The following is a 23,365-nucleotide window of genomic DNA, read 5'->3' on the forward strand; positions in this document are numbered from 1 at the left end:
AGGCTGGACTCGTGGCATCCCCGGCAGCAGACGATTACCTCAAGACCGTCTACGCGCACACCGAATGGCAGGATGCGCCGATCACCCCGTCGGTGCTCGCGGCGAAGCTCGGCATCGCCCCCTCGTCGGTCACCGAGATGGTGAAGAAGCTCGCCGCCGCCGGACTCGTCTCGCATGTGCCGTACGGCGCGGTGCGCCTGACGGACGCGGGCACGCAGCGCGCACTGGCGATGGTGCGCCGCCACCGTCTGATCGAGACCTGGCTCGTGCAGGAGTTCGAGTACGGGTGGGACGAGGTGCACGACGAGGCCGAGGTGCTCGAGCACACCATCAGCGACCGGCTGCTCGAAGGCATCGACGCGCGCCTCGGACGACCCCGATTCGACCCCCACGGCGATGCGATCCCGGATGCCGCGGGAGTCGTCGACCGCGAGCCCTTCGTGCTGCTCGCCGATGCCCCGGCGGGCCACACCGGCAGGGTGCTGCGCGTCGACGACCGCGACCCCGAACTGCTGCGCGCACTGGAGGCGGCGGGTGTCGCCGTCGCCGCGACCGTCACGATCACGGCATCCGGCGTCGACCTCGAGGGTGTCGAGACCGCGCTCCCCGACGGTGCGGCGCACGTGGTCTGGCTGAGCGCCTGAGAACCCCGTCAGAACCTGACACCTGCCCGTAACCGCGGGCCAATAGGCTGTGCACATGGCACACCGCGATGACATCGAATGCTGGCTCACCGACATGGACGGCGTGCTCGTCCATGAGAACGACGCCATCCCCGGAGCTGCCGAACTGCTGGCCGGGTGGGAGCAGAACGAGATCCCGTATCTGGTGCTGACGAACAACTCGATCTTCACCGCGCGCGACCTCTCCGCCCGCCTGCGGGCCAGCGGCCTGACCGTGCCCGAGGAGCGCATCTGGACCTCCGCCCTCGCGACCGCCGACTTCCTCGCCCAGCAGCTGCCCGGCGGCTCCGCCTTCGTGATCGGCGAAGCCGGCATCCTCACCGCACTGCACGAGGCCGGGTTCATCATGACCGAGACGAATCCCGATTTCGTGGTCGTCGGCGAGACCCGCAACTACTCGTTCGAGGCGATCACCAAGGCGATCCGCCTCATCATCAGGGGCGCGCGCTTCATCGTCACGAACCCGGATGCCACCGGCCCCTCCGCCGACGGCGTCATGCCCGCCACCGGCGCGATCGCCGCCCTCATCACCAAGGCCACGGGCAAGGAGCCGTACGTGGTCGGCAAGCCCAACCCGATGATGTTCCGCTCGGCGCTGAACAAGATCGGCGCGCACTCGAAGAAGACCGGCATGATCGGCGACCGTATGGACACCGACATCATCGCCGGCATCGAGGCGGGCCTGCACACCGTGCTCGTGATGACCGGCATCAGCGACGAGGCCGAGGTCGAGAAGTACCCGTTCCGTCCCGACGAGATCGTCGACTCCGTCGCCGATCTGCTGCCCACGGTCACCGAATCGATCCCGACGCTCGACGAGGACTGACATGGGCGCGCTCGACGAGGGAGAGCGGGTCGTCGCAGCGGATGCGGCCACCTGGCGCGCCTGGCTCGAGGAGCATCACGAGCGCACGGCCGGAGTCTGGCTGCTGAGCGTGCGCGGGACCCGCGCGGACGGCGTCGGCTACGAGGACGCCGTGCGCCAGGCACTCTGCTTCGGCTGGATCGACGGGCCCGTGCGCACGTTCGACGATCAGACCGTCGGACAGTGGTTCTCGCCGCGGCGTCGCGGCAGCGGCTGGGCGGCGACGAACAAGGCTCGTCTGGTCGACCTCGAGGACGCAGGGCTGCTCGCCCCCGCCGGCATCCGCGTGCTCGAGGCTGCGAAGGCCGACGGATCCTGGACCGTGCTCGACGGTCCGGAGGCGGGCATCGAGCCACCCGAGCTGACCGAGTCACTGGATGCCGTGCCCAGTGCGCGCGCGCACTGGGATGCCTTCCCGAAGTCGGTCAAGAAGTTCGGCCTGACACACATCGCGACGGCGAAACGAGCCGAGACGCGCGCGGCGCGGATCGCCAAGATCGTGGCGGATGCCGCGGAGGGGAAGCGCCCATGAATCAGTCGGACCTGCTGTTCCTGGTGGTGATCCTGATCCTGCTCAGCACGCTGACCGTGTTCGTCGTGCAGTTCTGGCGCTCCCGCCGCGGAGGCGGCGAGGGCGACGGACGCGCCGGCTGGTGGGAAGGCCCCTGGGACGACGACGACCGCAAGCGCTGAGCGTCGTCGGTCTCGGAGTCAGCCGAGAGTCAGACTGCGCACGCGCTCGACCGGCTCCGGCATCCGCAGCGGACCAGCACCCGGCGTGATCGTGCCGAGGATGCGCGGCTCCCGCGCCCCGGTGCCTCCGGGCGTCACGGCGGCGACGCCGTGCATGGTGCACCAGCCGATCAGGGCGAACAGGATCGCCTCCTTGCTGTCGACGGACGCCCCGAGCTCGTCAGCGAGCACGACCTCGACCCCGGGAAGCGCGTCGCGCAGGCCCTGCATGATCAGCGGGTTGTGGCACCCGCCGCCCGACACGGCGAGGAAGCGGATGCCGGCGGCCCGGACGTCCTGAGCGACGGTGCGCACCGTCAGCTCGGTGAGCGTGCGCACGAGATCCGGGACGGAGAGATCACGGCCCGTGCCGGTGAGGCGATCGACGTGCGCACGCACGTAGTCGAGGTGGAAGTGCTCCTTGCCGGTGCTCTTGGGGGCTGAGAGCGCGTAGTACGGGTCGGCGAGGAGGGCTGAGAGGAGATCCTCGTCGACGGCGCCGGTGCGCGCGATCGCGGCATCCGCGTCGTACCCGCGTTCGTTCAGGCCCTCGGCGACGATGACGGCGTCGACCAGCGCATTGGCCGGGCCGATGTCGTAGGCCGACAGACTGCCCGGCCCCACCACCGTCATGTTCGCGATGCCGCCCAGGTTCACCGCCGCCGAGACGCCTGCGCGACCCCGCAGCAGCAGCTCGTCGAGGAACGAGACGAGCGGTGCACCGTGACCACCCGCCGTGATGTCGCGGATGCGGACGTCGGAGACGACCGGCGCCCCCACTCGCTCTGCGATCCAAGCGGGCTGGCCGATCTGCAGGGTGCCGAGCGCGTGGCCCTCGTCGACCCAGTGGAACACCGTCTGTCCGTGCGTGCACACCGCGTGCACTCCCCCGACCGCGGCGGATGCCGACGCCGCGACCTCGGCGAAGGCCTGGCCGATCAGAGTGTCGAGCTCGCAGACCTCGGCGAACGTGGTCGGCGCGGGCGGCAGCGCCGCCACGAGACGAGCCCGCAGCTCGGGGTCGTACGGAACGCTGTCCTCGTGCAGGACGGTGCCGCGCAGCTCTCCGTCGCTCTCCTCGAAGTCCACGACCGTGACGTCGATGCCGTCGTGTGAGGTGCCCGAGAGCAATCCGAGTACGCGCATGCGTGATCCTTCCGTCGCCTGATACGAGCGTAGGCCGCTTTTGTTAGGGAGGCGAACGGAAGGCGTCGATCTTTTCTGCACGATCACGTACTGAATCGCGTTCTCCACGCCGGTCGGTGGAGTACCTGCATACTCGGCACGCCCTCTCCGACGGCTGCGTAGCATTCTGCGAGACCCCGCCCACCACCCCCAGAATGGGAGCATGTTCGTGTCCGCAGAGACCATTGCGATCGTCCTCAGCGCCGTCGGCCTGCTGTTGGCTATGGGCGGCACCATGTTCGCGGGCTTCGCCTGGTGCATCCGCAGATCCGACGCCCTCCGCACCGATCTCGTCGGAGTCGAGACGTCGCTCGGTGCGCGTATCGACGGAGTGGAACAGAGGCTGACCGCCCGCATCGACGCGGTCGCTGCCGACCTCAGAGGCGTCGAGACGTCGCTCGGAGCACGCATCGATGCGGTCGCTGCCGACACGACCGAGCTCAAGATCGCGATGGCCAGACTCGAAGGACCGCAACGCCATCTGATCGTCGCGTCGCGCTGACCTGCCCGGCGCTGAGTCGCGACTCAGCGCAAGACGAGTGCCGCGGCGCCGATGAGCGGACCCTCGTCGCCGAGCCCCGAGCGCACGACGCGGGTGCGACGCGAGTACTCGTGCGCAGCGCTCGCGGTGAGGGCCTGCTGCACGAGGTCGATGTAGTCGGCCGACACCCGAGAGAATCCGCCGCCGATCGCGACCATGTCGAGGTCGACGAGGGTCGCGGCATCCGCCAGGGCTTCGCCGACGGCCTTCGCCGACCGCTCGATCGCAGCGCGGGCGATGGCGTCACCGGCCGTAGCGTCCCGCGCGAGATCCTCGCCCGTCGATCCGGTCCATCCCTGCTGCTGCGCCCAGGCGGCGCTCGCCGGCCCCGAAGCGATCTCCTCGAGCGTGAGTCCGCCCTCGCGGCGCACCTGTCCGAGGTGACCGGCGTTGCCGGTGGCACCGGGGATGTAGGCGCCGTTGACAACGAATCCTCCGCCCACGCCCGTCGAGACGACGATCGACAGTGAAGAACGGGCATCCTTCGTCGCACCGAGCCAGGACTCAGCCAGTGCCAGCGCGCCGCCGTCGTGGCCGAAGACCGTGGGCAGCGCACGGCCGAGGAGCCCGGATGCAGTCGTGCGCACCGCATCCGCGAGACCGTACCCGCGGGCTGCAGGCATGTTCACGGGAAGGATCTGACCGACGTTGCGGTCGATCGGCCCCGCACTGCCGATGCCGACGCCGACGAGCTCTGCGTCGTCGGGAAGACGGGACAGCGCATGGGAGATCAGTGTCGCGATCGCGTCGTCGAGCGACTCGGGAGTGGCATCCCGGCCCGTCGCCCGGCGGCTGCGGCTTCCCCGCTCGAGCACGCCGTGCTCATCGACGAGCGCGGCCTCCATCTTGGTGCCGCCGACGTCGACGGCGAGCGCGTAACGGGTCACTGGGGGTCGAGCCCGAGGTCGTCGAGGTCGAAGGCCGCGCGCCATTCGAGACCCTCGGCTTCGATCGCGGCCTGCGCCCCGGTCTTGCGGTCGACGATCACGGCGACGGCGACGATCTCGGCGCCCTCCTTGCGCAGCGCCTCGACGGCCTTGAGCGCGGACTGGCCGGTGGTCGAGGTGTCTTCGAGCACCACGACGCGCTTGCCCTTGACGTCGGCGCCCTCGATCTGACGGCCGCGGCCGTGGTCCTTGGGCTCCTTGCGCACGACGAAGGCATCGAGCGGCTTGTCGGTCGCGACGGACGCGTGCAGCACCGAGTTGGCGATGGGGTCGGCACCGAGCGTCAGACCTCCGACCGCGACCACGTCGAGGTCGCCGATCAGGTCGAGCATGATGCGGCCGATCGCGGGGGCCGCGCGGTGGTCGAGGGTGAGCTTGCGCATGTCGACGTAGTACGTCGCCTTCTTGCCGCTCGAGAGGGTGAAGTCTCCGTGGAACACCGCCTCGTCCTTGATCAGGTCGAGGAGGGTCTGGCGGTCTGCGTCGAGTGCGGTCACGGCATCCAGTGTAGGAGGTGGGCCCTAGGCTTGACGCATGCGCTTGGCCACCTGGAACGTCAACTCCATCCGCACCCGTGTCACCCGCACCGTCGAGTTCGCCGTCCGCGAGGACATCGACGTGCTGGCGATGCAGGAGATCAAGTGCAAGCCCGAGCAGTTCCCTTATGGGCCGTTCGAAGAGGCCGGCTACCACGTCGAGGTGCACGGACTGAATCAGTGGAACGGCGTCGCGATCGCGAGCCGCCTGCCGATCACCGACGTGCGCGCCGCGTTCGACGGCATGCCCGGGTTCGCCAAGGGGCATGAGGGGCCGGATGCTCCGCTCGAGGCACGCGCCCTGGGCGTGCTCGTCGATGGCGTGCGCGTGTGGAGCCTGTACGTGCCGAACGGCCGCTCGCTCGACGACCCGCACTACACGTACAAGCTGCACTGGCTCGAACAGCTGAAGAAGTCCACGGCCGCCGAGCTCGCGGCGAACCCCGATCTGCCTCTCGCGCTGGTCGGCGACTTCAACATCATCCCGTTCGACAAGGACAACGGAGACCCCGACATCGTCGAGGGCGTCTCCACCCACGTGTCTCCCGAAGAGCGTCAGGCCTTCTTCGCGTTCACCGATGCGGGCGTCACCGACGTGGTGCGACCGCTGATCCCCGAGGGCTTCACGTACTGGGACTACCAGCGCCTGAAGTTCCCCCGCAACGAGGGCGTGCGCATCGACTTCGTCCTCGGGTCGAAGACGCTCGCGGATGCGGTCACCGGCGCCTCCATCCACCGCGACGAGCGCAAGGGCGAGCAGCCCAGCGACCACGTGCCGGTGGTCGTCGAGTTCGACCTCGGCGGCGGCGCCGAGGACGACGACGACCTGCCGATGATCTTCTCCTGAGCCGGTGCCTCTCCGGCTGATCGCCACCGATCTCGACGGGACCCTGCTCGACTCCACGTCCACGGTCACCCGACGCACGAGGGCCGCACTCGATCAGGCGCGTGCCCGCGGCATCCACGTGGTACCCGTGACGGCTCGCCAGCCGATCGGACTGCGTGCGATCGCGAGCGGTGCCGGGTTCGACGGCTGGGCGCTGTGCAGCAACGGCGCCTACGCCACGAACCTCACCGATGGGCGGTTGCTGTTCGCCGAAGAACTTCCGCCCGAGACGATCCGCACACTCGCCGACGCGCTCCGAGCGAGTGTGCCGGGGCTCCTCTTCGCGAGTGTGCGCGAGGGCGGCGAGACGTTCGTCGCCCAGCACGGCTACGCCGAGATCGCCGACCTCGCGGACCACAAGCGCGATCCGCGCACGATGGGCGGCGTCGGCCTCGATCAGGTGCTCGGCGCGCCCAGTCTGAAGCTCGTGATCCGGCATCCCGAGATCGCACCCACGGCGCTGTTCGAGGCGCTGTGCGATCTCGGCCTGACCGGTTTCGAAGCCACCCTGTCGGGCGCCCCGTTCGTGGAGGTCATGGCCGAGGGCGTCACCAAGGCCACGGGGCTCGCGCGCCTCTGCGAGCACCTCGAGATCGAGCGCCGCGATGTGATCGCCTTCGGAGACGCGCTCAACGACGTCGAGATGCTCCGCTGGGCAGGTCACGGCGTCGCGATGGCCGACGCGAGCGATGTCGTGCAGGACGCGGCAGACGAGACCACGTCCTCGAACGATGATGACGGAGTCGCGAGGGTCATCGAGCGACTGCTCGGCTGACCGCCGTGAACGCCGAGAGCCCGGTCGCTCCGAAGGGAACGGCCGGGCTCTCGTGTCGTGCCGGGGTCAGCTGTGCGCGCGTCGGCGCCGCACGAGGCCGAGCCCCGTGAGCAGCATCGCCGCCGCCATCATCACGGCGAACGACGGCAGTTCGGCGCCGGTGGTCGCGAGAGCATCCTCACCGCTGGCGACCGCACCCCCCGAGGATGCCCTCACGGTGAGGGCGACGCTGGCGATGACTGCTCCCGACGCATCGAGCGCGACGAGCGTGTGCGCACCCGCGGGGGTGCCTGCGGGAACCCGCAGCGAACCCGTGAGCGCACCGCTCTCATCGGCGGTGAGGGACCCGAGGGCCACCGGGTCGGAGTGCAGCTCGAATGCGACCTTCTGGCCCGGCGCGAAACCGGTGCCGGAGACCGTGATCTCCTTGCCCGCTCGGATCGATGCGGCGGAGAGCGTCAGCGCCGGCTTCGGCTCGGGCGCGGTGCCCGCGATGAGCGTGAAGTCGATGCCGGTGAGCGTGGCGCGTCCGACAGCGACGACAGGCGTCGCCTCGGCGGCCGTCGCGACACCGTCGAAGTACTGCGGGGCCGCGGTCGTGGCGCTGCCGGGGAAGGTCGCGGAGGCCTTCAGGACGTAGGTCCCCTCGGGGACGACGAGCTTGTAGGCTCCGGTGTTCGGGTTGGCCTCGGCCGAGCGGACGAGCTCTCCGTCGGACCAGGCCTCGACCACGACCTTCCGGTCTTCGTCGGAGTCGAGTGCCACCGTGCCGGTGATCGTCGAGACCACCTCGAGTGCAGCCGAGATGCCCTCGACCTCCTCATTCGCGCCGACGGTGACGAAGGTCGCGTCCTCCCACTCTCGCGCACCCTCCCAGTACTCCTCCATCACGCCCGTCTCGTACGCGTGGAAGAGCACCCGGTAGGTGCCCGGCGTGACGGCGATGCGATAGTTGCCCTCGCTGTCGGTGTCGATGTACGGGTCCTCGACCGCATTGTTCACGTCGTACAGGATGACGGCCGCGCTGACGGGTGAGCCGTCGGCGCTCTTCGTGACCGTGCCGCTGATGTACCCGACGCCGCCGAGCTGCGCATCCACGTTCCCGACGGACTCCTTCTCGGTGACGGTGACGAGAGTCGCACCGTTCCAGCTGTACGAGTCCTTCCAGTACTCGGAGACCAGCGCGGGGTCGGGCGAGCCGAAGCGCACCCGGTACGAACCCGCGGGAAGGCCTCCGAGGCTGTACTCGCCGGTGGCGTCGGTCTCGGTCGCGCCGATGATCTCGTTGTTCGCGTCGAGCGCCGAGACGTTGACGCCTTCGATCGGAGCTCCGTCATCGGCTCGGGTCACGACACCCTCGATCGCGCTGCCTTCCGTCAACGACGCGTCGATGCCGACCACGGCGGTGCCGTCGGTGACGATGCGCGTCGCGGATTCGTAGTCCGTGGTGTCCTCCCAGTACTCGCGCTTCAGGTCGGTGCCGTCGGCGAAGAAGGAGATCACGTACGAGTCATCCGCGAGACCGGGAAGTGTGTACGCGCCCGTCTGGTCGGTGGTCGTCGACGCCCAGCCGCCACCCCATCCCTGCGCCGTCACGGTGACGCCGGCGACGGGAGTCGCGTCATCCTCGCGCGTGACCGTTCCGCTGATCGAGCCGGTGGGTGCGGGTGCCAGAGCGGCATCGATTCCAGACACCGCTGCGCCGTCGACGACCGCGATGCGCTCCGCTCGCCACTGATCCCTCGTGTCGTTCCAGTACTCGGCGGTGAAGCTGGCGTCCGCGGTGGAGAAGCGCACGACGTAATCGCCGTCGACGAGGCCGTCGAGGGAGTAGCCGCCGGTCTCGTCCGTCACGGCATCCGCGGATCCGAGCCCGTCGTCGGTCTCGGCATGGACCGAGACGCCCTCGAGTGCCGTGCCGTCCACTGTCGAGGTCACCACTCCCGTGATCGACCCCGTACCCGCGACCGGCTCGTCCTCTGCCATCGCCGTCGTGGCGCCGCCGAGCGCGAGCGCGACGGCCACCGCCCCGCTCAACGCAGCCCGAATGAATGCGCGACGTCGCGCCATGTCCCCACCCTCCGAAGGAGGTCGCGCTCGCGATGTCCTCACGGTGCCGCTCGACCTCGGTCCAATGCCGATATGTATGCGGCAGCGTTCCCTCCGAATCTAGGCGATCAGCACACAGGAGGGGAATAGTCGATTCGAAGGATCAATCCTCGAACGTGCCGACCTCGGGCGTGCGGTCCGTGCGGCCGTAGCGCAGCAGCATCACGCCGCCCTCGTCAGCGACCGGCTGCTCGAGAAGGGTGAGGATCGACGGCAGTGCCCCGTCGTCGAACACCTTCTTGCCCGTGCCGAGCAGGATCGGGTACACCCACAGGTTGAGCTCGTCGAAGAGCCCTTCGGCGAGCAGCGAGTGCACGAAGTCCACGCTGCCGATCACGTGCACCTCGCGGTGCTGTGCGCGCAGCTCGGACATCTCGGCGGCGAGGTCCTCGCCCACCCGGTGGCTGTTCTCCCACTCGAGCGGCAGATCGGGGTTCCGAGACGCCACGTACTTCGGGACGCGGTTGAAGAGTCGGCCGATCTCGCCGGACGGCCCTTCGGTATGGTGCGGCCAGTAGCCGGCGAAGATGTCATACGTCCGGCGGCCGAGCAGCAGCGCGTCGAGCCCCTGCATCCCCTGTGAGACGGTCTCGCCCATGCCCGACGACGGGTATCCGGCCTGCCAGCCGCTGAAGAGGAATCCGCCCGACGTGTCCTCGTCGGTGCCGCCGGGCCCCTGGGCGACGCCGTCGAGGGTGGTGAAGAGGTCGATCAGGATGCGTCCGGCCATCGAAGTGCTCCTCTGCACGAGACTGCGGCGATCCTCACAGTATGCGCCCGCGCGTCCCCGCCCGGGGATCTACTCTTCTCGACCCCAGCGGCCGAGTGCATCGATCGCGTCGCGCAACGCGATGCCCCGGTCGGTCAGCGCGTAGGCACGCGTGTTGTGCCGAAGGGGCAACCGGGTCAGCACCCCTGCCGCCTCGAGTTCCCTCAGGCGGGTCGCGAGCATGTTCGTCGGCACCCCGAGATCGCGCTGCAGATCGCCGTACCTCTGCGGCCCGTCGAGGAGCCGTTCCACGATGAGGAGAGCCCACCGGGCCCCGACGACATCGAGGGTTGCGGCGAGGTCGCTCACGCCTGCGGGTCGGATTCCGGCTTCATCCAGAACGGCGAATAGTGGTAGCCGTCGGGGTCGTCGAACTGCCGCTGGTACATGAACGGGTAGTCGTCCGTGTCGCCGACGTGCCCACCGGCGGCAGCGGCGCGCTCGACGAGAGCATCGACCGCCTCCCGGCTGTCGAGGTCGAACGAGACCGTCACCTTGGAGGGGGTGTCGGGTCCGCCGATCAGCTCCTCGGTGCCGCCGACGCTCGCGTACATCTCGCGACTGCCGAGCATGACGTACTGCTCGGGCGCGATCGCGAAGCACGACACGTTGTGATCGGACATCTCGGCGTTGAGGGTCCAGCCGAGGGCGGTGTAGAACGCTGTGGCCCGGTCGACGCTCTCGACGGGGCAGGTGATGAAGAGGCTCATGTGCTGATACTTGCAAAATGCAAGTGGCTCGTCAAGGGCATCTCGATGGTCATCTCATCCGTGCGGCTTCGTCCGCGGCATCAGGGCCCGAGCGACGCCGGAGCCCCACCAGTGCGAGCGCGCCCGCCCCTGCCGTGAGGGCCGCGACGACCCCGAGACCCACCCCCGGCACGGATGCCGTCGCCACGGCGCCCGCGACGAGCGGGCCACCGGCGTCCCCCAGCTCGCGACCGAGCTCGGCGCTGCCCATCGTGCGTCCCATACGCTGAGGAGGCGTCGACGATGCGAGGTACGAGAACGCGATCGGTGTCGCGACGCCGACCCCGACGCCGACGAGCAGCGCGGTGGAGACGAGCGCGACCGGTACCTGTGTCACCGCGGCGAGCGCGATGCCCGCGGCGATCAGCGCGAGTCCTCCGGCCGTGCCCAGCCGCACCGAGATGCGTCCACGATCGTGAACAGCGCCGACGAAGGGCTGCGTGACGCTCGAAGCGAGCGCGAGCACGGTCACGATCGCCATGCTCCACACCGTGTCGAGTCCGGCCTGTCGACCGAGCAGCGGCAGGAAGCCGACGGCCACCGCCAGCGCCCCGGTGGTCGCGGCCAGCACGAGCGTCGGGACGACGAAGCCGGGTGCGGTCAGTTCACGGCCGAGGTCCACGAGGGTGACGCGCGTGCGCGGCAGCACCGGGACGGCGGGCACAGCCACCGCCACCCAGACGGCCGCCCCGAGTCCGAGCACCGCGAGCGCCCAGAACAGCGCAGGCATTCCACCCCACACGACGAGCACGGCACCCAGGAGCGGACCGAGCGCGTAGCCGAGGCTCTTCCACGATCCGTACCGCCCGAAGTACTTCCCTCGCGTGGCATCGTCGGTGAGCCGGGCGACCGCGGCCGACGACGAGGGGGAGAACGCGGATGCGGCGGCACCCTGACCGAAACGACCGATGACGAGTCCGAGCATCCCCGGCACGACGGCTCCGACGACCGAGAACGCCGAGAACGCGAGAAGCCCTCCGACGATCACCGGGCGCACGCCGACCCGGTCGCTCAGCGCGCCGAAGAACGGCTTGAGCAGCACCTCGGCGAGGTCGTACAGAGCGAGTGTCAGACCGAACGCGAGCAGCGTCCAGCCGATGTCCTCGGTCTCGGCGCCGAGGGCCGCAGCGATGCCGTGCGCGCCGAAGGCCGTGATGAAGCCGGCGAGGTACAGCGGCGCGAGCCGGGGCGTCGCGAGCGGCGGAGTCGAGGTCACGGTCGATTGTCCCAGCTGCAGGTCGGACGACGTGATCCCCCGCACGGGGGATGCCGCCGCATCCGCCTTCGATCTACGGTGGGGGGATGCCCGCCGCGCCGTTCCTCCGCACGCCCAGTGTCCGCGAGCAACGCAGCGACCTCGTGCTCGCTGCGGTCATGTTCGTGGGCGCGGTGCTGAGCGCCGCTCTGTCGACGGTCGCCGAGATCTACGGCGACACCCGCGCCGAGCCGTGGACGGCGCTCGTGTACGCGCTCGCCGTCACCGCGCCGCTCGCGGTGCGGCGTCGCTGGCCGGGCCCCGTGGCCGTGGCGATCTGCGCCGCCTACTTCCTCGCGATCTCGTTCCAGGTGCCCGAGATCTACGTCGGCAACATCGCCATGTTCGTCTCGCTGTACACGGTGGGCGCGTGGATGAACAACCGCCGAGCCGCGATGATCGTGCGCGTCTCGATCATCGTCGGCATGTTCATCTGGCTCATCATCACGATGTATCGCCAGGCGATCGAGGAGGCCGACAAGGCCGAGGTCGCCGCCGGTCTGCTCTCGCCCTATCTGGCCTTCATGCTCATCCAGCTGCTGCTGAACGTGCTCTACTTCGGCGGCGCCTACTACTTCGGCGAGCGCTCATGGCATGCGGCGCAGGAGCGCCAGGTGCTCGAAGAGCGAACAGCCGAGCTCGAGCGTGAGCGCGAGGTCACAGCGGCGCAGGCCGTCGCCCTCGACCGCGTGCGCATCGCGCGCGAGCTGCACGACGTGGTCGCGCACCACGTCTCGGTGATGGGTGTGCAGGCAGGCGCCGCTCGGCTGGTGATCGATCACGACCCGGAGAAGTCGAAGAGCATCCTGACCGGGATCGAGGGATCGGCCCGCGATGCCATCCACGAGCTGCGGCAGCTGCTCGAGACCCTGCGCTCGCCCGGCAGCGAGACGCCGGATGCCGCGTCGACCGTGGCCCTCGACGACATCCGCGCGCTGGTCGAGGCCTCGGTCGAGGCGGGACTGCCGACCGTGTACACGGTCATCGGGGAGCCCGCGGCCGTCCCCTCCGTCGTCGCCGTGAACCTGTACCGGATCACGCAGGAGTCCCTCACGAACGCCCGCCGTCACGCGGGACTCGGAGCCACGGCGGACGTGCGGGTCCGTTACGACGACGAGGGCGTCGAGGTCGAGATCGTCAACACGGGCCGCACGGTGACGGCGCTGCGTCCGGGTCTGGGTCAGCTCGGCATGCGCGAGCGGGCGGCCGCGTCGGGCGGCACCCTCGAGGTGACCCCTCGCCCCTCGGGAGGGCTGCGCGTGCGGGCCCGCGTGCCTCTGCCCGGCACAGCGCCTCTCACCGACACAGGGCCTCTCACCGGCACAGCGCCGCTGACCGCCACGACCGAGACGAGCACCGCCTCATGACCACGCCCACTCCCCCGATCCGGGTGCTCCTCGTCGACGATCACGTGATGCTGCGTGCCGGTTTCCGCACGATCCTCGACACCCAGCCCGACATCACCGTCGTGGGTGAGGCGGCGACCGGCGCCGAAGCGGTGGCCCAGGCATCCGCTCTCCACCCCGACGTGATCACGATGGATGTGCAGATGCCCGACATGGACGGCATCGAGGCGACCCGGCGGATCGTCGCCGATCCCGCGATCTCCGCCGCCATCGCGATCGTGACGACCTTCGACCGGGACGACTACCTCTATCAGGCGCTCGATGCCGGAGCGAGCGGCTTCCTGCTCAAGAACGCCGGCGCCGAAGACCTCATCGCCGCGGTCCGCGCGCTCGCGGCCGGCGACGGGATGCTCGCACCCGAGGTCACGCGTCGGGTGCTCGCCCGGTTCGCCCACACGTCGGAGCCGACGGCAGCTCCGGCATCCGCCCCCGCCGTCAGCGTCCCCGCGCCTGCGCTGCTCGCCGACCCGCTCACCGAGCGCGAGGCCGAGGTTCTCGCCCTGCTCGCGGATGCCCGCAGCAACGCCGAGATCGCGAGCGCCCTGTTCATCGGCGAGGCGACCGTGAAGACCCACGTCTCGCGGATCCTGCAGAAGCTCGGCGCCCGCGACCGCGTGCAGGCCGTCGTGCTCGCCCACCGTATGGGACTCGCGTAACCCCGGCCCCGATACGCTCGGAGGATGCCGACAGCCGCACCGCTCTCCCGACCGATCCTGGCCGGGGTCGTCACCGCGCTGGTCGGATTCACGAGCTCGTTCGCCGTCGTGCTCACCGGCCTCAGCGCCGTGGGGGCGACACCGGCGCAGGCGGCCAGCGGACTGCTCGCGGTCAGCCTCACCATGGGACTCGCGTGCATCGTGCTCGCCTGGCGGTATCGGATGCCGATCACGGTCGCGTGGTCGACGCCCGGGGCCGCACTGCTCGCCGCGACCGGCGTCGTCGACGGCGGCTGGTCGGCGGCCGTCGGGGCGTTCCTCGTGACGGCGGCATTGATCCTGCTCACGGCGCTCTGGCCGGCGCTCGGCGCGCTGATCGCCCGCATCCCTCCGTCCATCGCGCAGGCGATGCTCGCAGGCGTCCTGCTGCCGCTGTGCCTCGCGCCGATCACCGGTCTCGTCGCCAACCCCTGGGGCGTGGTGCCCGTCGTGCTCACCTGGCTGGTCTTCGCGCGTCTCGCACCGCGCTGGGCCGTTCCGCTCGCATTCCTCGCCGCTGCTGTCGTCGTCACCGTCTCGCTCGTCCAGGAGGGCGCTCCGGTCGACCCCGGGCTGCTCATACCGGGGTTCGCCTTCACGGCCCCCACGTTCACCGTCGGTGCGATGATCGGTGTCGCCCTGCCCCTGTTCATCGTCACCATGGCGTCGCAGAACGTGCCCGGCATCGCGATCATGCGCAGCTTCGGCTACGAGGTCCCCTGGCGTCCGGCGATGCTCGTCACCGGCGTCGGCACCGCGCTCGGCGCCACAGCAGGCGGCCACGCGATCAACCTCGCAGCCATCAGCGCCGCGCTCGCCGCCTCCCCCGACGCCGACCCCGACCCGAAGCGGCGCTGGATCGCCGGCGTCTCGACCGGCGCGTCCTACCTCGTGCTCGGTGGATTCTCCGCCGCGTTCGCCGCGCTCGTGCTGCTCGCACCGGAGGCCGTCATCCCCGCGGTGGCCGGCCTCGCGCTGTTCGCGGCGTTCGGGTCGGCCGTGCAGCAGGCGATCGACGATCCCGGCGAGCGCATCCCCGCCGTCGTGACGTTCCTGGTGGCGGCATCCGGCATCTCGCTGCTGGGGGTCAGCGCCGCGTTCTGGGCACTCGTCGCCGGACTCGTCGTTCGCACGGCCCTGCACGCCGGGCGCCGCTGAAGCCCCGATCCATCGCCTCGGCTAGCGTGGGGGCGTGACCGTTCCCGCACCAGCGCCCGTCCCGTCGCCCGGCCCTCCCGCCGGTCATTTCGACGCCCGCCCGCTGCTCGAGCCGGTGAATCCCGCCGAGGTCGATGCGTTCGCGCGCGCCCAGCGCACCGCCCACCCCAGCTCTGCCGGTCAGATCATCGCGTGGGTGTTCGCCGGCTTCGCGCTGCTGTGCGTGGTGCCCGTCATCGCGATCATGATCATGGGCCTGGGCTATGCGATCGGTCGGGGAACGGGAGTCGCGGTCGGCGGGGTCCTCGGCCTGCTGCTGCTCGCCGGACTGGTCGTGGGAATCGTGATGCTCGTGCGCCGCGGCATCCACACCCGCAATCTGACGCGGTTCCGTCTCGCCCGCTTCGCGCAGGCGAATGCGATGAGCTACTTCGCTCGCATCGACGACCCACCGCTGCCGGGCATGATCTTCTCGAGCGGATCGGCCCGGATGTCGACCGACGTGCTCCGGGGCGTCGATCCCCGATTCGTCGAGTTCGGCAACTACCAGTACACGACGAGCAACGGCAAGCAGTCGCAGACGCATCGGTGGGGGTACGTCGCCGTCAAGCTCGACGTGCCACTGCCGAACATCGTGCTCGACGCCCTCGGCAACAACACCCTCGGCAGCACGATCGCCGGCGCCTTCAGCGGCGACCAGCGGCTCTCGCTCGAGGGCGACTTCGACCGCTACTTCTCGCTGTACTGCCCCGCGGGTTACGAGGTCGACGCCCTCTACCTCTTCACGCCCGACGTCATGGCGCGCTTCATCGATCACGCCGCGCAGCTCGACGTGGAGATCGTCGACGACTGGCTGTTCCTCTACGCCCGTCGCGAGATCTCGACGCTCGACCCGGCGACCTGGGCCTGGCTGTTCGGCGCGGTCGGCGCTCTGCTGACCAAGCTCGACCAGTGGGCCCGATGGCGCGACGATCGACTGCGGCTGTCCACCCCGCATCCCGGATTCGCGGGAGTCGCCGCGCAGGCGGGGCTTCCGTCTCCGGCCGCCTCGCCCGGCATCCCCGGAGCCCCCGCGCTGCCGTTCGCGGCTCCACAGGGCCTGCTGACCCCGCCACCGGGCGTCGCCCCGCCGGGCCAGCGACTCAAGCGCCGGAGCCCCTGGCTGATCGTCGGCATCATCGTCGGCGTCATGTTCGTGGTGACCATGGCGCCCTTCGCGATCGGCATCTTCTCGTTCCTGTTCCTGGGCTGACCCCCGCACAGGTCACTCCCCCGCAGGGTGGACGGTCTCTCCACCGCGCTCACCCGCACAGATCCGCCACAGGGGGGATGCCGCGACGCCATGCCCCGCCATAGCGTGAGGGCATGACCACAGGAAAGCTCGTACTGACCGGGATCACCAAGAGCTACGGCTCTCGGCGCGTGCTCGACGACGTCTCGTTCGAGGTGGCCCCCGGGCGCCTCACCGGGTTCGTCGGCGGCAACGGCGCCGGCAAGACCACGACCATGCGCATCGTCCTCGGACTCCTCAGCTCCGACGGCGGAACCGTCGAACTCGACGGCAAGACCCTCACCTCCGCCGACCGGCGGCTCTTCGGGTACATGCCGGAGGAGCGGGGCCTGTACCCCAAGATGAAGGTGCTCGAGCAGATCGTGTACCTCGCCCGTCTGCACGGCTTCAGCAAGACGGATGCCGCCACCCGCGCGACCGCGCTGCTCACCGAGCTCGGACTCGGGGAGCGCCTCGGCGACACGATCGAGTCGCTCTCGCTCGGCAACCAGCAGCGTGCGCAGATCGCCGCATCCCTCGTGCACGACCCCGAGGTGCTGATCCTCGACGAGCCGTTCTCGGGCCTCGACCCGCTCGCGGTCGACGTGGTCGCCTCAGTGCTCCAGGCCTCGGCCTCGAAGGGCGCATCGATCCTCTTCTCGTCGCACCAGCTCGATGTCGTCGAGCGGCTGTGCGACGACCTCGTGATCCTCGCCGCGGGCACGATCCGCGCCTCCGGATCCCGTGACGCGCTCCGCGCCCAGCACGCGGGCAGCCGCTACGAGCTGGTCTCGGCGGGAGACGCCGGGTGGCTGCGCGCCGAACCGGGTGTCACCGTGCTCGACTTCGAGGGCGGTTATGCGCTGTTCGACGCCGACGACGCCGAGGTCGCCCAGCGCGTGCTGCGCACTGCCGTCGACCGCGGCGACGTGGCGAGCTTCGCCCCCCAGCATCCGTCCCTCGCACAGATCTTCAAGGAGGTCATCCAGTGAGCACCTCGAACACCACCGGATCTGCCGGCTCCGGCTCCCAGGCCTCGATGATCTGGCTCGTCGCCGAGCGCGAGATCGGGTCGAAGCTGCGCAGCAAGGCATTCCTGATCTCGACGGGCGTCCTGCTGCTCATCGCGCTCGCGGGCATCGTGATCGGCGGCTTCGCGAGCAAGAACACGGATGCGATGCCCGTCGCCGTGACGTCCGAGACGGCATCCCTGGTGTCGGCGCTCCCCGACATCGACGTCACCGAGGTGCCGGACCAGGCCGCGGCCGAAGAACTGCTGCGTGACGAGAAGGTCGACGCCGCCGTTCTGCCGGGCGACGGACCGACCGGTCTCACCGTCGTGGCACTCAAGGACGCCCCGACGAGTCTCGTGTCGGCGCTGTCCCAGGCTCCGACGGTCGAGATCCTCGAACCCGCCACGACCAACCCGCTGCTGCGCTACTTCATCGCGATCGCCTTCGGCATCGTGTTCATGGGAGCCGCGGCGACCTTCGGCGGCACGATCGCCCAGAGCATCGTCGAGGAGAAGCAGACCCGCGTGGTCGAGATCCTGCTGTCGACCATCTCGGCGCGCACGCTGCTCGCCGGCAAGGTGATCGGCAACACGATCCTCGCGATGGGTCAGATCCTCGCCCTGGCCGCGGTCGCCACGATCGGGCTGATAGTCACCGGCCAACGCGAGGTGCTGTCGACGCTCGGAGCCCCGATCATCTGGTTCGCGGTGTTCTTCCTGTTCGGGTTCATCCTGCTCGCGGCGATGTTCGCGGCGGCGGCATCCATGGTCTCCCGTCAGGAGGACATCGGCTCGACCACGACCCCCATCACGATGCTGATCATGGCCCCGTACGTGCTGGTGATCATCTTCAACGACAACCCGCTGGTGCTGACGATCATGTCGTACGTGCCGTTCTCGGCGCCGGTCGGCATGCCGATGCGACTGTTCGTGGGCGAGGCGCAGTGGTGGGAGCCGCTGCTGAGCCTCGTGATCCTGCTCGCGAGCTGCGTCGCCGCGATCGTCGTCGGCGCGAAGATCTACGAGAACTCGCTGCTGCGCATGGGCTCGCGGGTCAAGCTCGTGGAGGCCCTGCGCGGCTGAGGTCGCTCGGATCACCCCGCCATCGACGAGGCCCCACCCCGCAGACATCTGCAGGGTGGGGCCTCGTCGTTCCGGCGGTCAGACCCGGGTCAGATCAGACCCTCCGACAGGGTGGTGGGGTTGCCGAACCGGTGGTTCGTGATCGACACGGCCTGCTCGTGCAGGAACGGCAGCATCTCGACGCGGCCCGCACCCGTGACGGCGTGCGACCAGACGGCGACGTCCGGGGTTCCACCGAGAGCCTCGAACAGGGCCGACGCGTCACCGCCGACGAGGCGCACCCGCTGCCAGCTGTGCTCGGCCTTCGCCGCAGCCTTCGCGAAGCGCTTGACCCACGCCGCATCCTTCTCGTGCGTGACCGTGATGCCCTGGGCGCGCAGCGCCTTCTCGACCCGCGCGGGCAGAGCAGGGGCAGACACGGTGAACGGGCTGCCGCTGCGCAGAGCCGCGGCGATCACGCGGATGCCGTCGGCCAGCGCCGCGTCCTCACCGATGCGCACGTCGGCGGCGACCGGGCGATACCGGAACACGTTGCGCTCGACGCCGAGGCCGGACTTGTCGCTGACGGTGCCGAACTCGGTGGTCCAGGCCCGCTCGTCGGCGGCGGCGGCGCGGTGCAGCCACTCGATCTCGACGGCGCCGAGGTCGGAGCCGGCAGCGTTCAGCAGCGCGTCGACCGCGGGGATCACGGCAGCACCCGGTGCGGCCGCCGGCAGTTCGGCAGGAGCCCAGTCGCCGAGGCCGAACAGGTAGTTCGGTCCACCGGCCTTGGCTCCGGCGCCGACGGCCGAGCGCTTCCATCCGCCGAACGGCTGGCGCTGCACGATCGCGCCGGTGATGCCGCGGTTGACGTAGAGGTTTCCGGCGTCGACACGGTCGAGCCAGGTGGCGACCTCCTCGGAGTCGAGCGAGTGGATGCCGGCGGTGAGGCCGTAGTCCACCGCATTCTGCAGACGGATCGCCTCGTCGAGGTCCTTCGCGTGCATGATGCCGAGCACGGGTCCGAAGAACTCGGTCAGGTGGGTGGTCGATCCCGGTGCGACGCCGATCTTGACGCCGGGCGTCCACTGCTTTCCCTCGTCGTCGAGCTTGCGGGGCTCCACGAGCCAGCGCTCGCCCCGCTCGAGGGTCGTCAGCGCGGTCAGCAGCTTGCCGTTCGCCGGCTCGATGATCGGTCCCATCTGCGTCGCCGGGTCTTCGGGCAGACCGACGCGCATCGAGGTGACGGCGTCGACCAGCTGGCGCTCGAACCGCTTCGAGTCGGCCACGGAGCCGACGAGGATCGCAAGCGATGCCGCCGAGCACTTCTGCCCCGCGTGACCGAACGCGCTGCGGGCGACGTCCGCGGCCGCGAGGTCGAGATCGGCCGACGGCGTGACGATGATCGCGTTCTTGCCGCTGGTCTCGGCGAGCAGCGGCAGGTCGGAGCGGAACGACCGGAACAGCTGCGCCGTCTCGTAGGCGCCGGTGAGGATGACGCGGTCGACCTCGGGGCTGGCGACCAGGCGGGTGCCGAGGTCGCGGTTCGCGAGGTCGACGAGCGCGAGCAGGTCGCGCGGCACGCCCGCGGCCCACAGCGCCTCGACCATGACGGCACCGCAGCGCTGGGTCAGCTTGGCGGGCTTGATGACCACACCCGAACCGGAGGCGAGACCGGCGAGCACTCCCCCCGCGGGGATCGCGACGGGGAAGTTCCACGGCGGCGTCACCACGGTCACCTTCGAGGGCACGAACTCGGCGCCGTCGACGGTCTCGAGGTCGAGCGCGCGCTCGGCGTAGTAGTGGGCGAAGTCGATCGCCTCGGAGACCTCGGGGTCGGCCTCGGCGATCGTCTTGCCTGCCTCGTGGGCCATGATCTCGATCAGCTGACCGCGTCGGGCAGCGAGCTCGTCGCCCGCGCGGTGCAGCACGGCGGCGCGCTCGGCGGCGGGCAGCGCGGCCCACCGGACGGCGGCGGCGGATGCGGCGGCGAAGATGCCGTCGAGCTCATCGGTCGTCTCGACCCTGGCGAGGGCGATCGAGTCGAGGCCGAGCGTCGAGTCGACCGACCGCGCCAGGATCTCACGGCCCCAGGTGCGGTTCGCGGCGATCGCGGGGTCGCTGTCTGGCTGGTTCTCGAAGCCGGTGGTCACGGCATCCGACTGTGCTGCCGCCTCCGCGGCGCGGTCCTGCACGCGATTCGACGACGGCACCGACCGGTCGGCCTCGAGCCCTGCCAGCGAGCGCTCGAAACGCTCGCGCTCACGGGTGAGCAGCGCGGGGTCGGAGGCCAGCTCGAACACGGCCGACATGAAGTTCTCGGGGCTCGCGTTCTCTTCGAGGCGGCGCACGAGGTAGGCGATCGCGACGTCGAACTCGGCCGGGTTCACGACCGGCGTGTACAGCAGCAGCTGGCCGACGTCCTTGCGGACAGCCTCGGCCTGACCGGTCGCCATGCCGAGGAGCATCTCGTACTCCACGGCATCCGTCACGTTCCGGGCCTTGGCGAGCAGCCACGTGTAGGCGATGTCGAACAGGTTGTGTCCCGCGACGCCGATGCGCACGGCATCCAGTCGCTCCGGCGTCATCGACCAGTCGAGCACGCGCTTGTAGTTCGTGTCGGAGTCCTGCTTGGTGCCGTAGGTCGCGAGAGGCCAGCCGTGCACCTTCGAGTCGACCTCTTCCATGGCGAGGTTGGCGCCCTTGACGACGCGCACCTTGATGGGCGCTCCGCCCTTAGCCCGGCGGGCGGCGGCCCACTCCTGCAGCCGCTGCATCGCGCCGAGCGCGTCGGGCAGGTAGGCCTGCAGCACGATGCCGGCCTCGAGATCCTCGAAGCCGGGCTGGTCGAGGATGCTGGTGAACGCCGCGATCGTCAGGTCGAGGTCGCGGAACTCCTCCATGTCGAGGTTGATGAACTTCGTCCTGCCCGCGGCCTCCGACGAGGCGGCCAGCTCGTAGAGCGGGGTCAGCTTGGTGACGACGTCGGCCACGGCCTCGTCGAACGACCACATCGACAGCTGGCTGACGACGCTCGACACCTTGATCGAGACGTAGTCCACGTCCTTGCGCGCCAGGAAGTCGTAGGTGCCCTGCAGACGGCGACCGGCCTCGCGCTCACCGAGCACCGCCTCGCCGAGCAGGTTGAGGTTCAGGCGGTTGCCGCTCTTGCGCAGCTTGGCGATCGCGGGGCCGAGCTTCGAGGGGGTCGCGTCGAGCACGAGGTGTCCGACCATCGCGCGCAGCACGCGGCGCGAGATCGGCACGACGACGCCGGGCAGCTTGGGAGCCCAGAAGCCGCCGGTCCTGATGGCGGCACGCAGGTAGCCGGGCAGCAGCGACGGGGTGATCTCCGACAGCTCGGCGAGGGTGCGGCCGGCGACGCTGAGGTCTTCGGGGCGCATCACGCCGTCGACGAAGCCGACGGTGAACGCGAGTCCGTTCGGGTCCTTGAGCACCTCGGCGAGGCGCTGCGCGGCGGGCTCGACGGGGTGCGTCTCGCTCTCGGTGAGCCAGCGCTGCACGAGGGCGGCGACCTCTTCGGTGCGCGGCGTCGTGTCGGGAGTGGTGGTGTCGGCGACGACAGTCATCAGGGGGTACCTTCCAGGGGATCGCACACCCGGGTACGTGTGCGGCTCGATCATTCTCAGGCGCACGAGTAGGCTACGTCTATCAACCGATCCGCGTGATTTCTGTTCAGTCGAGCTGAACGATTCACGGGGTCTGGAAAGGGTGTGGATGCTCGACGTCAACCGACTGCGAATGTTGGTCGAGCTGTCCCGCCGAGGAACCCTCTCAGCCGTCGCCGACGCCCTCTCCTACAGCAAGGCATCGGTGTCGCAGCAGCTGAGCGCTCTGGAACGGGAGGTGGGCGTCCCGCTGCTGCGCAGGGTCGGCCGCGGCGTGCAGTTCACCCCGCAGGGCAACGTCCTCGTGGCGGAGGCCATCGGCATCCTCGACCAGCTCGAACACGCCGAGGTCGCCGTCGCCGAGTCGCTCACCGAGGTCACCGGCACCGTCCACATCGCCGTGTTCCAGTCGACCGCGCACTCGCTGCTCCCCGGCGCGCTCAACGCGCTGCGCGAGCAGCATCCGGCCCTGCGCGTCGAGGTCACCGAGAGCGACCCCGAGACCGGGCTCGTCGGCGTCTCGAGCCGCGACTTCGATCTGATCCTCGCCGAGCAGTATCCCGGACGCACCCGACCGATCCACGCCGACCTCGACCGGGTGGTGCTCGTGCACGACTCGATCGCGCTGGCCCGGCGGCCGGGCACGCCGGAGACTGCGGATGCCACAGCTGCCGATGCCGATGCCGATGCCGATGCCGATGCCGATGCGACAGCGGCGCTGTGGTCGACGAGGGACGAGCCCTGGGTGCTCGAGCCCGCGGGCACGGCGTCACGGGCCTGGGCCGAACAGCTGTGCCGCACCGCCGGCTTCGAACCCGATGTGCGCTTCGAGGTCGCCGACCTCACCGCCCATGTGCGTCTCATCCGCGCCGGCCTCGCGGTCGGGCTGCTCCCCGAGCTCGTGTGGGCGGGAGAGCCGCCGACGGTCGCGCTCACCCCGTTGCCCGACGAACCGCGTCGGGAGATCTTCTCGTCGGCGCGGCGCGTGTCAGCCGCGGCGCCGTCGATCCGCGCGGTGCGACGAGCGCTGGCATCCGCCGCTTCTCGCAATCTGCTCGACTGAGCAGTCCAGGGCACGGCGCCGGCTCTCGCGTGGTCGGC

The 23,365-nt window shown here is 70.0% G+C and carries 23 protein-coding genes; 14 read left to right on the forward strand and 9 right to left on the reverse strand.

Annotated elements, in window-relative coordinates; translation table 11 throughout:
- The first annotated feature begins 11 nt into the window (after positions 1–11).
- The 4 genes from JOF42_RS00745 to JOF42_RS00760 are packed head-to-tail and all read left to right on the forward strand — an operon-like array spanning position 12 to position 2,241.
- Positions 12–644 (forward strand): metal-dependent transcriptional regulator, encoded by a 633-nt coding sequence (locus JOF42_RS00745; protein ID WP_210096105.1) that lies wholly within the window; start codon positions 12–14, stop codon positions 642–644.
- A gap of 55 nt (positions 645–699) precedes the next feature.
- Entirely contained in the window at positions 700–1,509 is an 810-nt protein-coding gene (locus JOF42_RS00750) for an HAD-IIA family hydrolase (RefSeq protein ID WP_056311519.1), read from the forward strand.
- A gap of 1 nt (position 1,510) precedes the next feature.
- The gene (locus JOF42_RS00755) at positions 1,511–2,080 is read left to right on the forward strand and encodes a YdeI/OmpD-associated family protein (protein WP_210096106.1); all 570 of its coding nucleotides are present in this window, start codon (positions 1,511–1,513) and stop codon (positions 2,078–2,080) included.
- Positions 2,077–2,241 carry a hypothetical protein gene (locus JOF42_RS00760; protein ID WP_210096107.1) on the forward strand — a complete coding sequence of 55 codons (165 nt, stop codon included), beginning with the start codon at positions 2,077–2,079 and terminating at the stop codon, positions 2,239–2,241. Before JOF42_RS00755 ends, JOF42_RS00760 begins: the two co-directional genes overlap by 4 nt.
- An 18-nt stretch (positions 2,242–2,259) precedes the next feature.
- Here JOF42_RS00760 and JOF42_RS00765 read toward each other — a convergent pair whose 3' ends face one another.
- On the reverse strand, positions 2,260–3,426 hold the full coding sequence (locus tag JOF42_RS00765) for an anhydro-N-acetylmuramic acid kinase (RefSeq protein WP_210096108.1): 1,167 nt from the start codon (positions 3,424–3,426) through the stop codon (positions 2,260–2,262).
- 202 nt (positions 3,427–3,628) lie between these two features.
- Here JOF42_RS00765 and JOF42_RS00770 point away from each other — a divergent pair, with 202 nt between their 5' ends.
- Positions 3,629–3,967, forward strand: a complete 339-nt coding sequence (locus tag JOF42_RS00770; protein WP_245340681.1) for a hypothetical protein — start codon at positions 3,629–3,631, stop codon at positions 3,965–3,967.
- A gap of 23 nt (positions 3,968–3,990) precedes the next feature.
- Here JOF42_RS00770 and JOF42_RS00775 read toward each other — a convergent pair whose 3' ends face one another.
- A complete protein-coding gene (locus JOF42_RS00775) occupies positions 3,991–4,893 on the reverse strand; it encodes an ROK family protein (protein WP_210096109.1) in 903 nt (300 codons plus the stop codon).
- Positions 4,890–5,450 (reverse strand): orotate phosphoribosyltransferase, encoded by a 561-nt coding sequence (gene pyrE / locus JOF42_RS00780; RefSeq protein WP_210096110.1) that lies wholly within the window; start codon positions 5,448–5,450, stop codon positions 4,890–4,892. Before pyrE ends, JOF42_RS00775 begins: the two co-directional genes overlap by 4 nt.
- 37 nt (positions 5,451–5,487) lie before the next feature.
- On the opposite strand from pyrE, the gene JOF42_RS00785 reads away from it, so the two are divergent.
- Together JOF42_RS00785 and JOF42_RS00790 are read left to right on the forward strand one after the other, a co-directional pair.
- Positions 5,488–6,336, forward strand: a complete 849-nt coding sequence (locus JOF42_RS00785; RefSeq protein ID WP_210096111.1) for an exodeoxyribonuclease III — start codon at positions 5,488–5,490, stop codon at positions 6,334–6,336.
- 4 nt (positions 6,337–6,340) lie between these two features.
- Positions 6,341–7,150, forward strand: a complete 810-nt coding sequence (locus tag JOF42_RS00790; protein ID WP_210096112.1) for an HAD family hydrolase — start codon at positions 6,341–6,343, stop codon at positions 7,148–7,150.
- Between the two features lie 66 nt (positions 7,151–7,216).
- Here JOF42_RS00790 and JOF42_RS00795 read toward each other — a convergent pair whose 3' ends face one another.
- From JOF42_RS00795 to JOF42_RS00815, 5 genes are all read right to left on the reverse strand, one after another.
- Complete coding sequence (locus JOF42_RS00795; protein WP_210096113.1) at positions 7,217–9,220, reverse strand: MSCRAMM family protein; 2,004 nt, start codon at positions 9,218–9,220, stop codon at positions 7,217–7,219.
- A gap of 142 nt (positions 9,221–9,362) precedes the next feature.
- The gene (locus tag JOF42_RS00800; protein WP_210096114.1) at positions 9,363–9,989 is read right to left on the reverse strand and encodes a dihydrofolate reductase family protein; all 627 of its coding nucleotides are present in this window, start codon (positions 9,987–9,989) and stop codon (positions 9,363–9,365) included.
- A 69-nt stretch (positions 9,990–10,058) separates the two neighbouring features.
- Positions 10,059–10,337 (reverse strand): winged helix-turn-helix transcriptional regulator, encoded by a 279-nt coding sequence (locus tag JOF42_RS00805; protein WP_210096115.1) that lies wholly within the window; start codon positions 10,335–10,337, stop codon positions 10,059–10,061.
- Positions 10,334–10,738, reverse strand: a complete 405-nt coding sequence (locus JOF42_RS00810) for a VOC family protein (protein ID WP_210096116.1) — start codon at positions 10,736–10,738, stop codon at positions 10,334–10,336. The genes JOF42_RS00805 and JOF42_RS00810 overlap by 4 nt, the downstream gene beginning before the upstream one ends.
- Before the next feature lie 49 nt (positions 10,739–10,787).
- Positions 10,788–11,993 (reverse strand): MFS transporter, encoded by a 1,206-nt coding sequence (locus JOF42_RS00815; protein WP_210096117.1) that lies wholly within the window; start codon positions 11,991–11,993, stop codon positions 10,788–10,790.
- Positions 11,994–12,079: 86 nt separating this feature from the next.
- Between JOF42_RS00815 and JOF42_RS00820 the strand changes: the two genes are divergently transcribed.
- The 6 genes from JOF42_RS00820 (at position 12,080) to JOF42_RS00845 (ending at position 18,656) form a co-directional block, all read left to right on the forward strand.
- Entirely contained in the window at positions 12,080–13,399 is a 1,320-nt protein-coding gene (locus JOF42_RS00820; protein WP_210096118.1) for a sensor histidine kinase, read from the forward strand.
- Positions 13,396–14,094 carry a response regulator gene (locus JOF42_RS00825; protein WP_210096119.1) on the forward strand — a complete coding sequence of 233 codons (699 nt, stop codon included), beginning with the start codon at positions 13,396–13,398 and terminating at the stop codon, positions 14,092–14,094. Before JOF42_RS00820 ends, JOF42_RS00825 begins: the two co-directional genes overlap by 4 nt.
- A gap of 24 nt (positions 14,095–14,118) precedes the next feature.
- Positions 14,119–15,291 (forward strand): benzoate/H(+) symporter BenE family transporter, encoded by a 1,173-nt coding sequence (locus JOF42_RS00830; RefSeq protein ID WP_210096120.1) that lies wholly within the window; start codon positions 14,119–14,121, stop codon positions 15,289–15,291.
- A 34-nt stretch (positions 15,292–15,325) separates the two neighbouring features.
- Positions 15,326–16,543: a hypothetical protein gene (locus JOF42_RS00835; RefSeq protein ID WP_210096121.1), complete on the forward strand. Its 1,218-nt coding sequence runs from the start codon at positions 15,326–15,328 to the stop codon at positions 16,541–16,543.
- A 113-nt stretch (positions 16,544–16,656) separates the two neighbouring features.
- Positions 16,657–17,553 carry an ABC transporter ATP-binding protein gene (locus JOF42_RS00840; protein ID WP_210096122.1) on the forward strand — a complete coding sequence of 299 codons (897 nt, stop codon included), beginning with the start codon at positions 16,657–16,659 and terminating at the stop codon, positions 17,551–17,553.
- 47 nt (positions 17,554–17,600) lie between these two features.
- Positions 17,601–18,656, forward strand: a complete 1,056-nt coding sequence (locus JOF42_RS00845) for an ABC transporter permease (RefSeq protein WP_210099024.1) — start codon at positions 17,601–17,603, stop codon at positions 18,654–18,656.
- An 89-nt stretch (positions 18,657–18,745) separates the two neighbouring features.
- Here the strand turns inward: JOF42_RS00845 and JOF42_RS00850 are convergent, their stop codons facing one another.
- Positions 18,746–22,225, reverse strand: coding sequence for a bifunctional proline dehydrogenase/L-glutamate gamma-semialdehyde dehydrogenase (locus tag JOF42_RS00850; protein WP_210096123.1), 3,480 nt, complete (start codon positions 22,223–22,225; stop codon positions 18,746–18,748).
- Between the two features lie 148 nt (positions 22,226–22,373).
- Here JOF42_RS00850 and JOF42_RS00855 point away from each other — a divergent pair, with 148 nt between their 5' ends.
- Positions 22,374–23,327, forward strand: a complete 954-nt coding sequence (locus JOF42_RS00855) for a LysR substrate-binding domain-containing protein (RefSeq protein WP_210096124.1) — start codon at positions 22,374–22,376, stop codon at positions 23,325–23,327.
- The last annotated feature ends 38 nt before the right edge of the window (positions 23,328–23,365 follow it).

Source organism: Microbacterium phyllosphaerae (assembly GCF_017876435.1).
Classification (GTDB): Bacteria; Actinomycetota; Actinomycetes; order Actinomycetales; family Microbacteriaceae; genus Microbacterium; species Microbacterium phyllosphaerae.

Coding starts and splice junctions, on each gene's coding strand:
- JOF42_RS00785 (WP_210096111.1), top strand. CDS start 5,488: ATGCGCTTGGCCACCTGGAACGTCAACTCCATCCGCACCCGTGTCACC.
- JOF42_RS00755 (WP_210096106.1), top strand. CDS start 1,511: ATGGGCGCGCTCGACGAGGGAGAGCGGGTCGTCGCAGCGGATGCGGCC.
- JOF42_RS00770 (WP_245340681.1), top strand. CDS start 3,629: ATGTTCGTGTCCGCAGAGACCATTGCGATCGTCCTCAGCGCCGTCGGC.
- JOF42_RS00845 (WP_210099024.1), top strand. CDS start 17,601: ATGATCTGGCTCGTCGCCGAGCGCGAGATCGGGTCGAAGCTGCGCAGC.
- JOF42_RS00820 (WP_210096118.1), top strand. CDS start 12,080: ATGCCCGCCGCGCCGTTCCTCCGCACGCCCAGTGTCCGCGAGCAACGC.
- JOF42_RS00825 (WP_210096119.1), top strand. CDS start 13,396: ATGACCACGCCCACTCCCCCGATCCGGGTGCTCCTCGTCGACGATCAC.
- JOF42_RS00760 (WP_210096107.1), top strand. CDS start 2,077: ATGAATCAGTCGGACCTGCTGTTCCTGGTGGTGATCCTGATCCTGCTC.
- JOF42_RS00800 (WP_210096114.1), bottom strand. CDS start 9,989: ATGGCCGGACGCATCCTGATCGACCTCTTCACCACCCTCGACGGCGTC.
- JOF42_RS00750 (WP_056311519.1), top strand. CDS start 700: ATGGCACACCGCGATGACATCGAATGCTGGCTCACCGACATGGACGGC.
- JOF42_RS00795 (WP_210096113.1), bottom strand. CDS start 9,220: ATGGCGCGACGTCGCGCATTCATTCGGGCTGCGTTGAGCGGGGCGGTG.
- JOF42_RS00840 (WP_210096122.1), top strand. CDS start 16,657: ATGACCACAGGAAAGCTCGTACTGACCGGGATCACCAAGAGCTACGGC.
- JOF42_RS00855 (WP_210096124.1), top strand. CDS start 22,374: ATGCTCGACGTCAACCGACTGCGAATGTTGGTCGAGCTGTCCCGCCGA.
- JOF42_RS00810 (WP_210096116.1), bottom strand. CDS start 10,738: ATGAGCCTCTTCATCACCTGCCCCGTCGAGAGCGTCGACCGGGCCACA.
- JOF42_RS00830 (WP_210096120.1), top strand. CDS start 14,119: ATGCCGACAGCCGCACCGCTCTCCCGACCGATCCTGGCCGGGGTCGTC.
- JOF42_RS00850 (WP_210096123.1), bottom strand. CDS start 22,225: ATGACTGTCGTCGCCGACACCACCACTCCCGACACGACGCCGCGCACC.
- JOF42_RS00765 (WP_210096108.1), bottom strand. CDS start 3,426: ATGCGCGTACTCGGATTGCTCTCGGGCACCTCACACGACGGCATCGAC.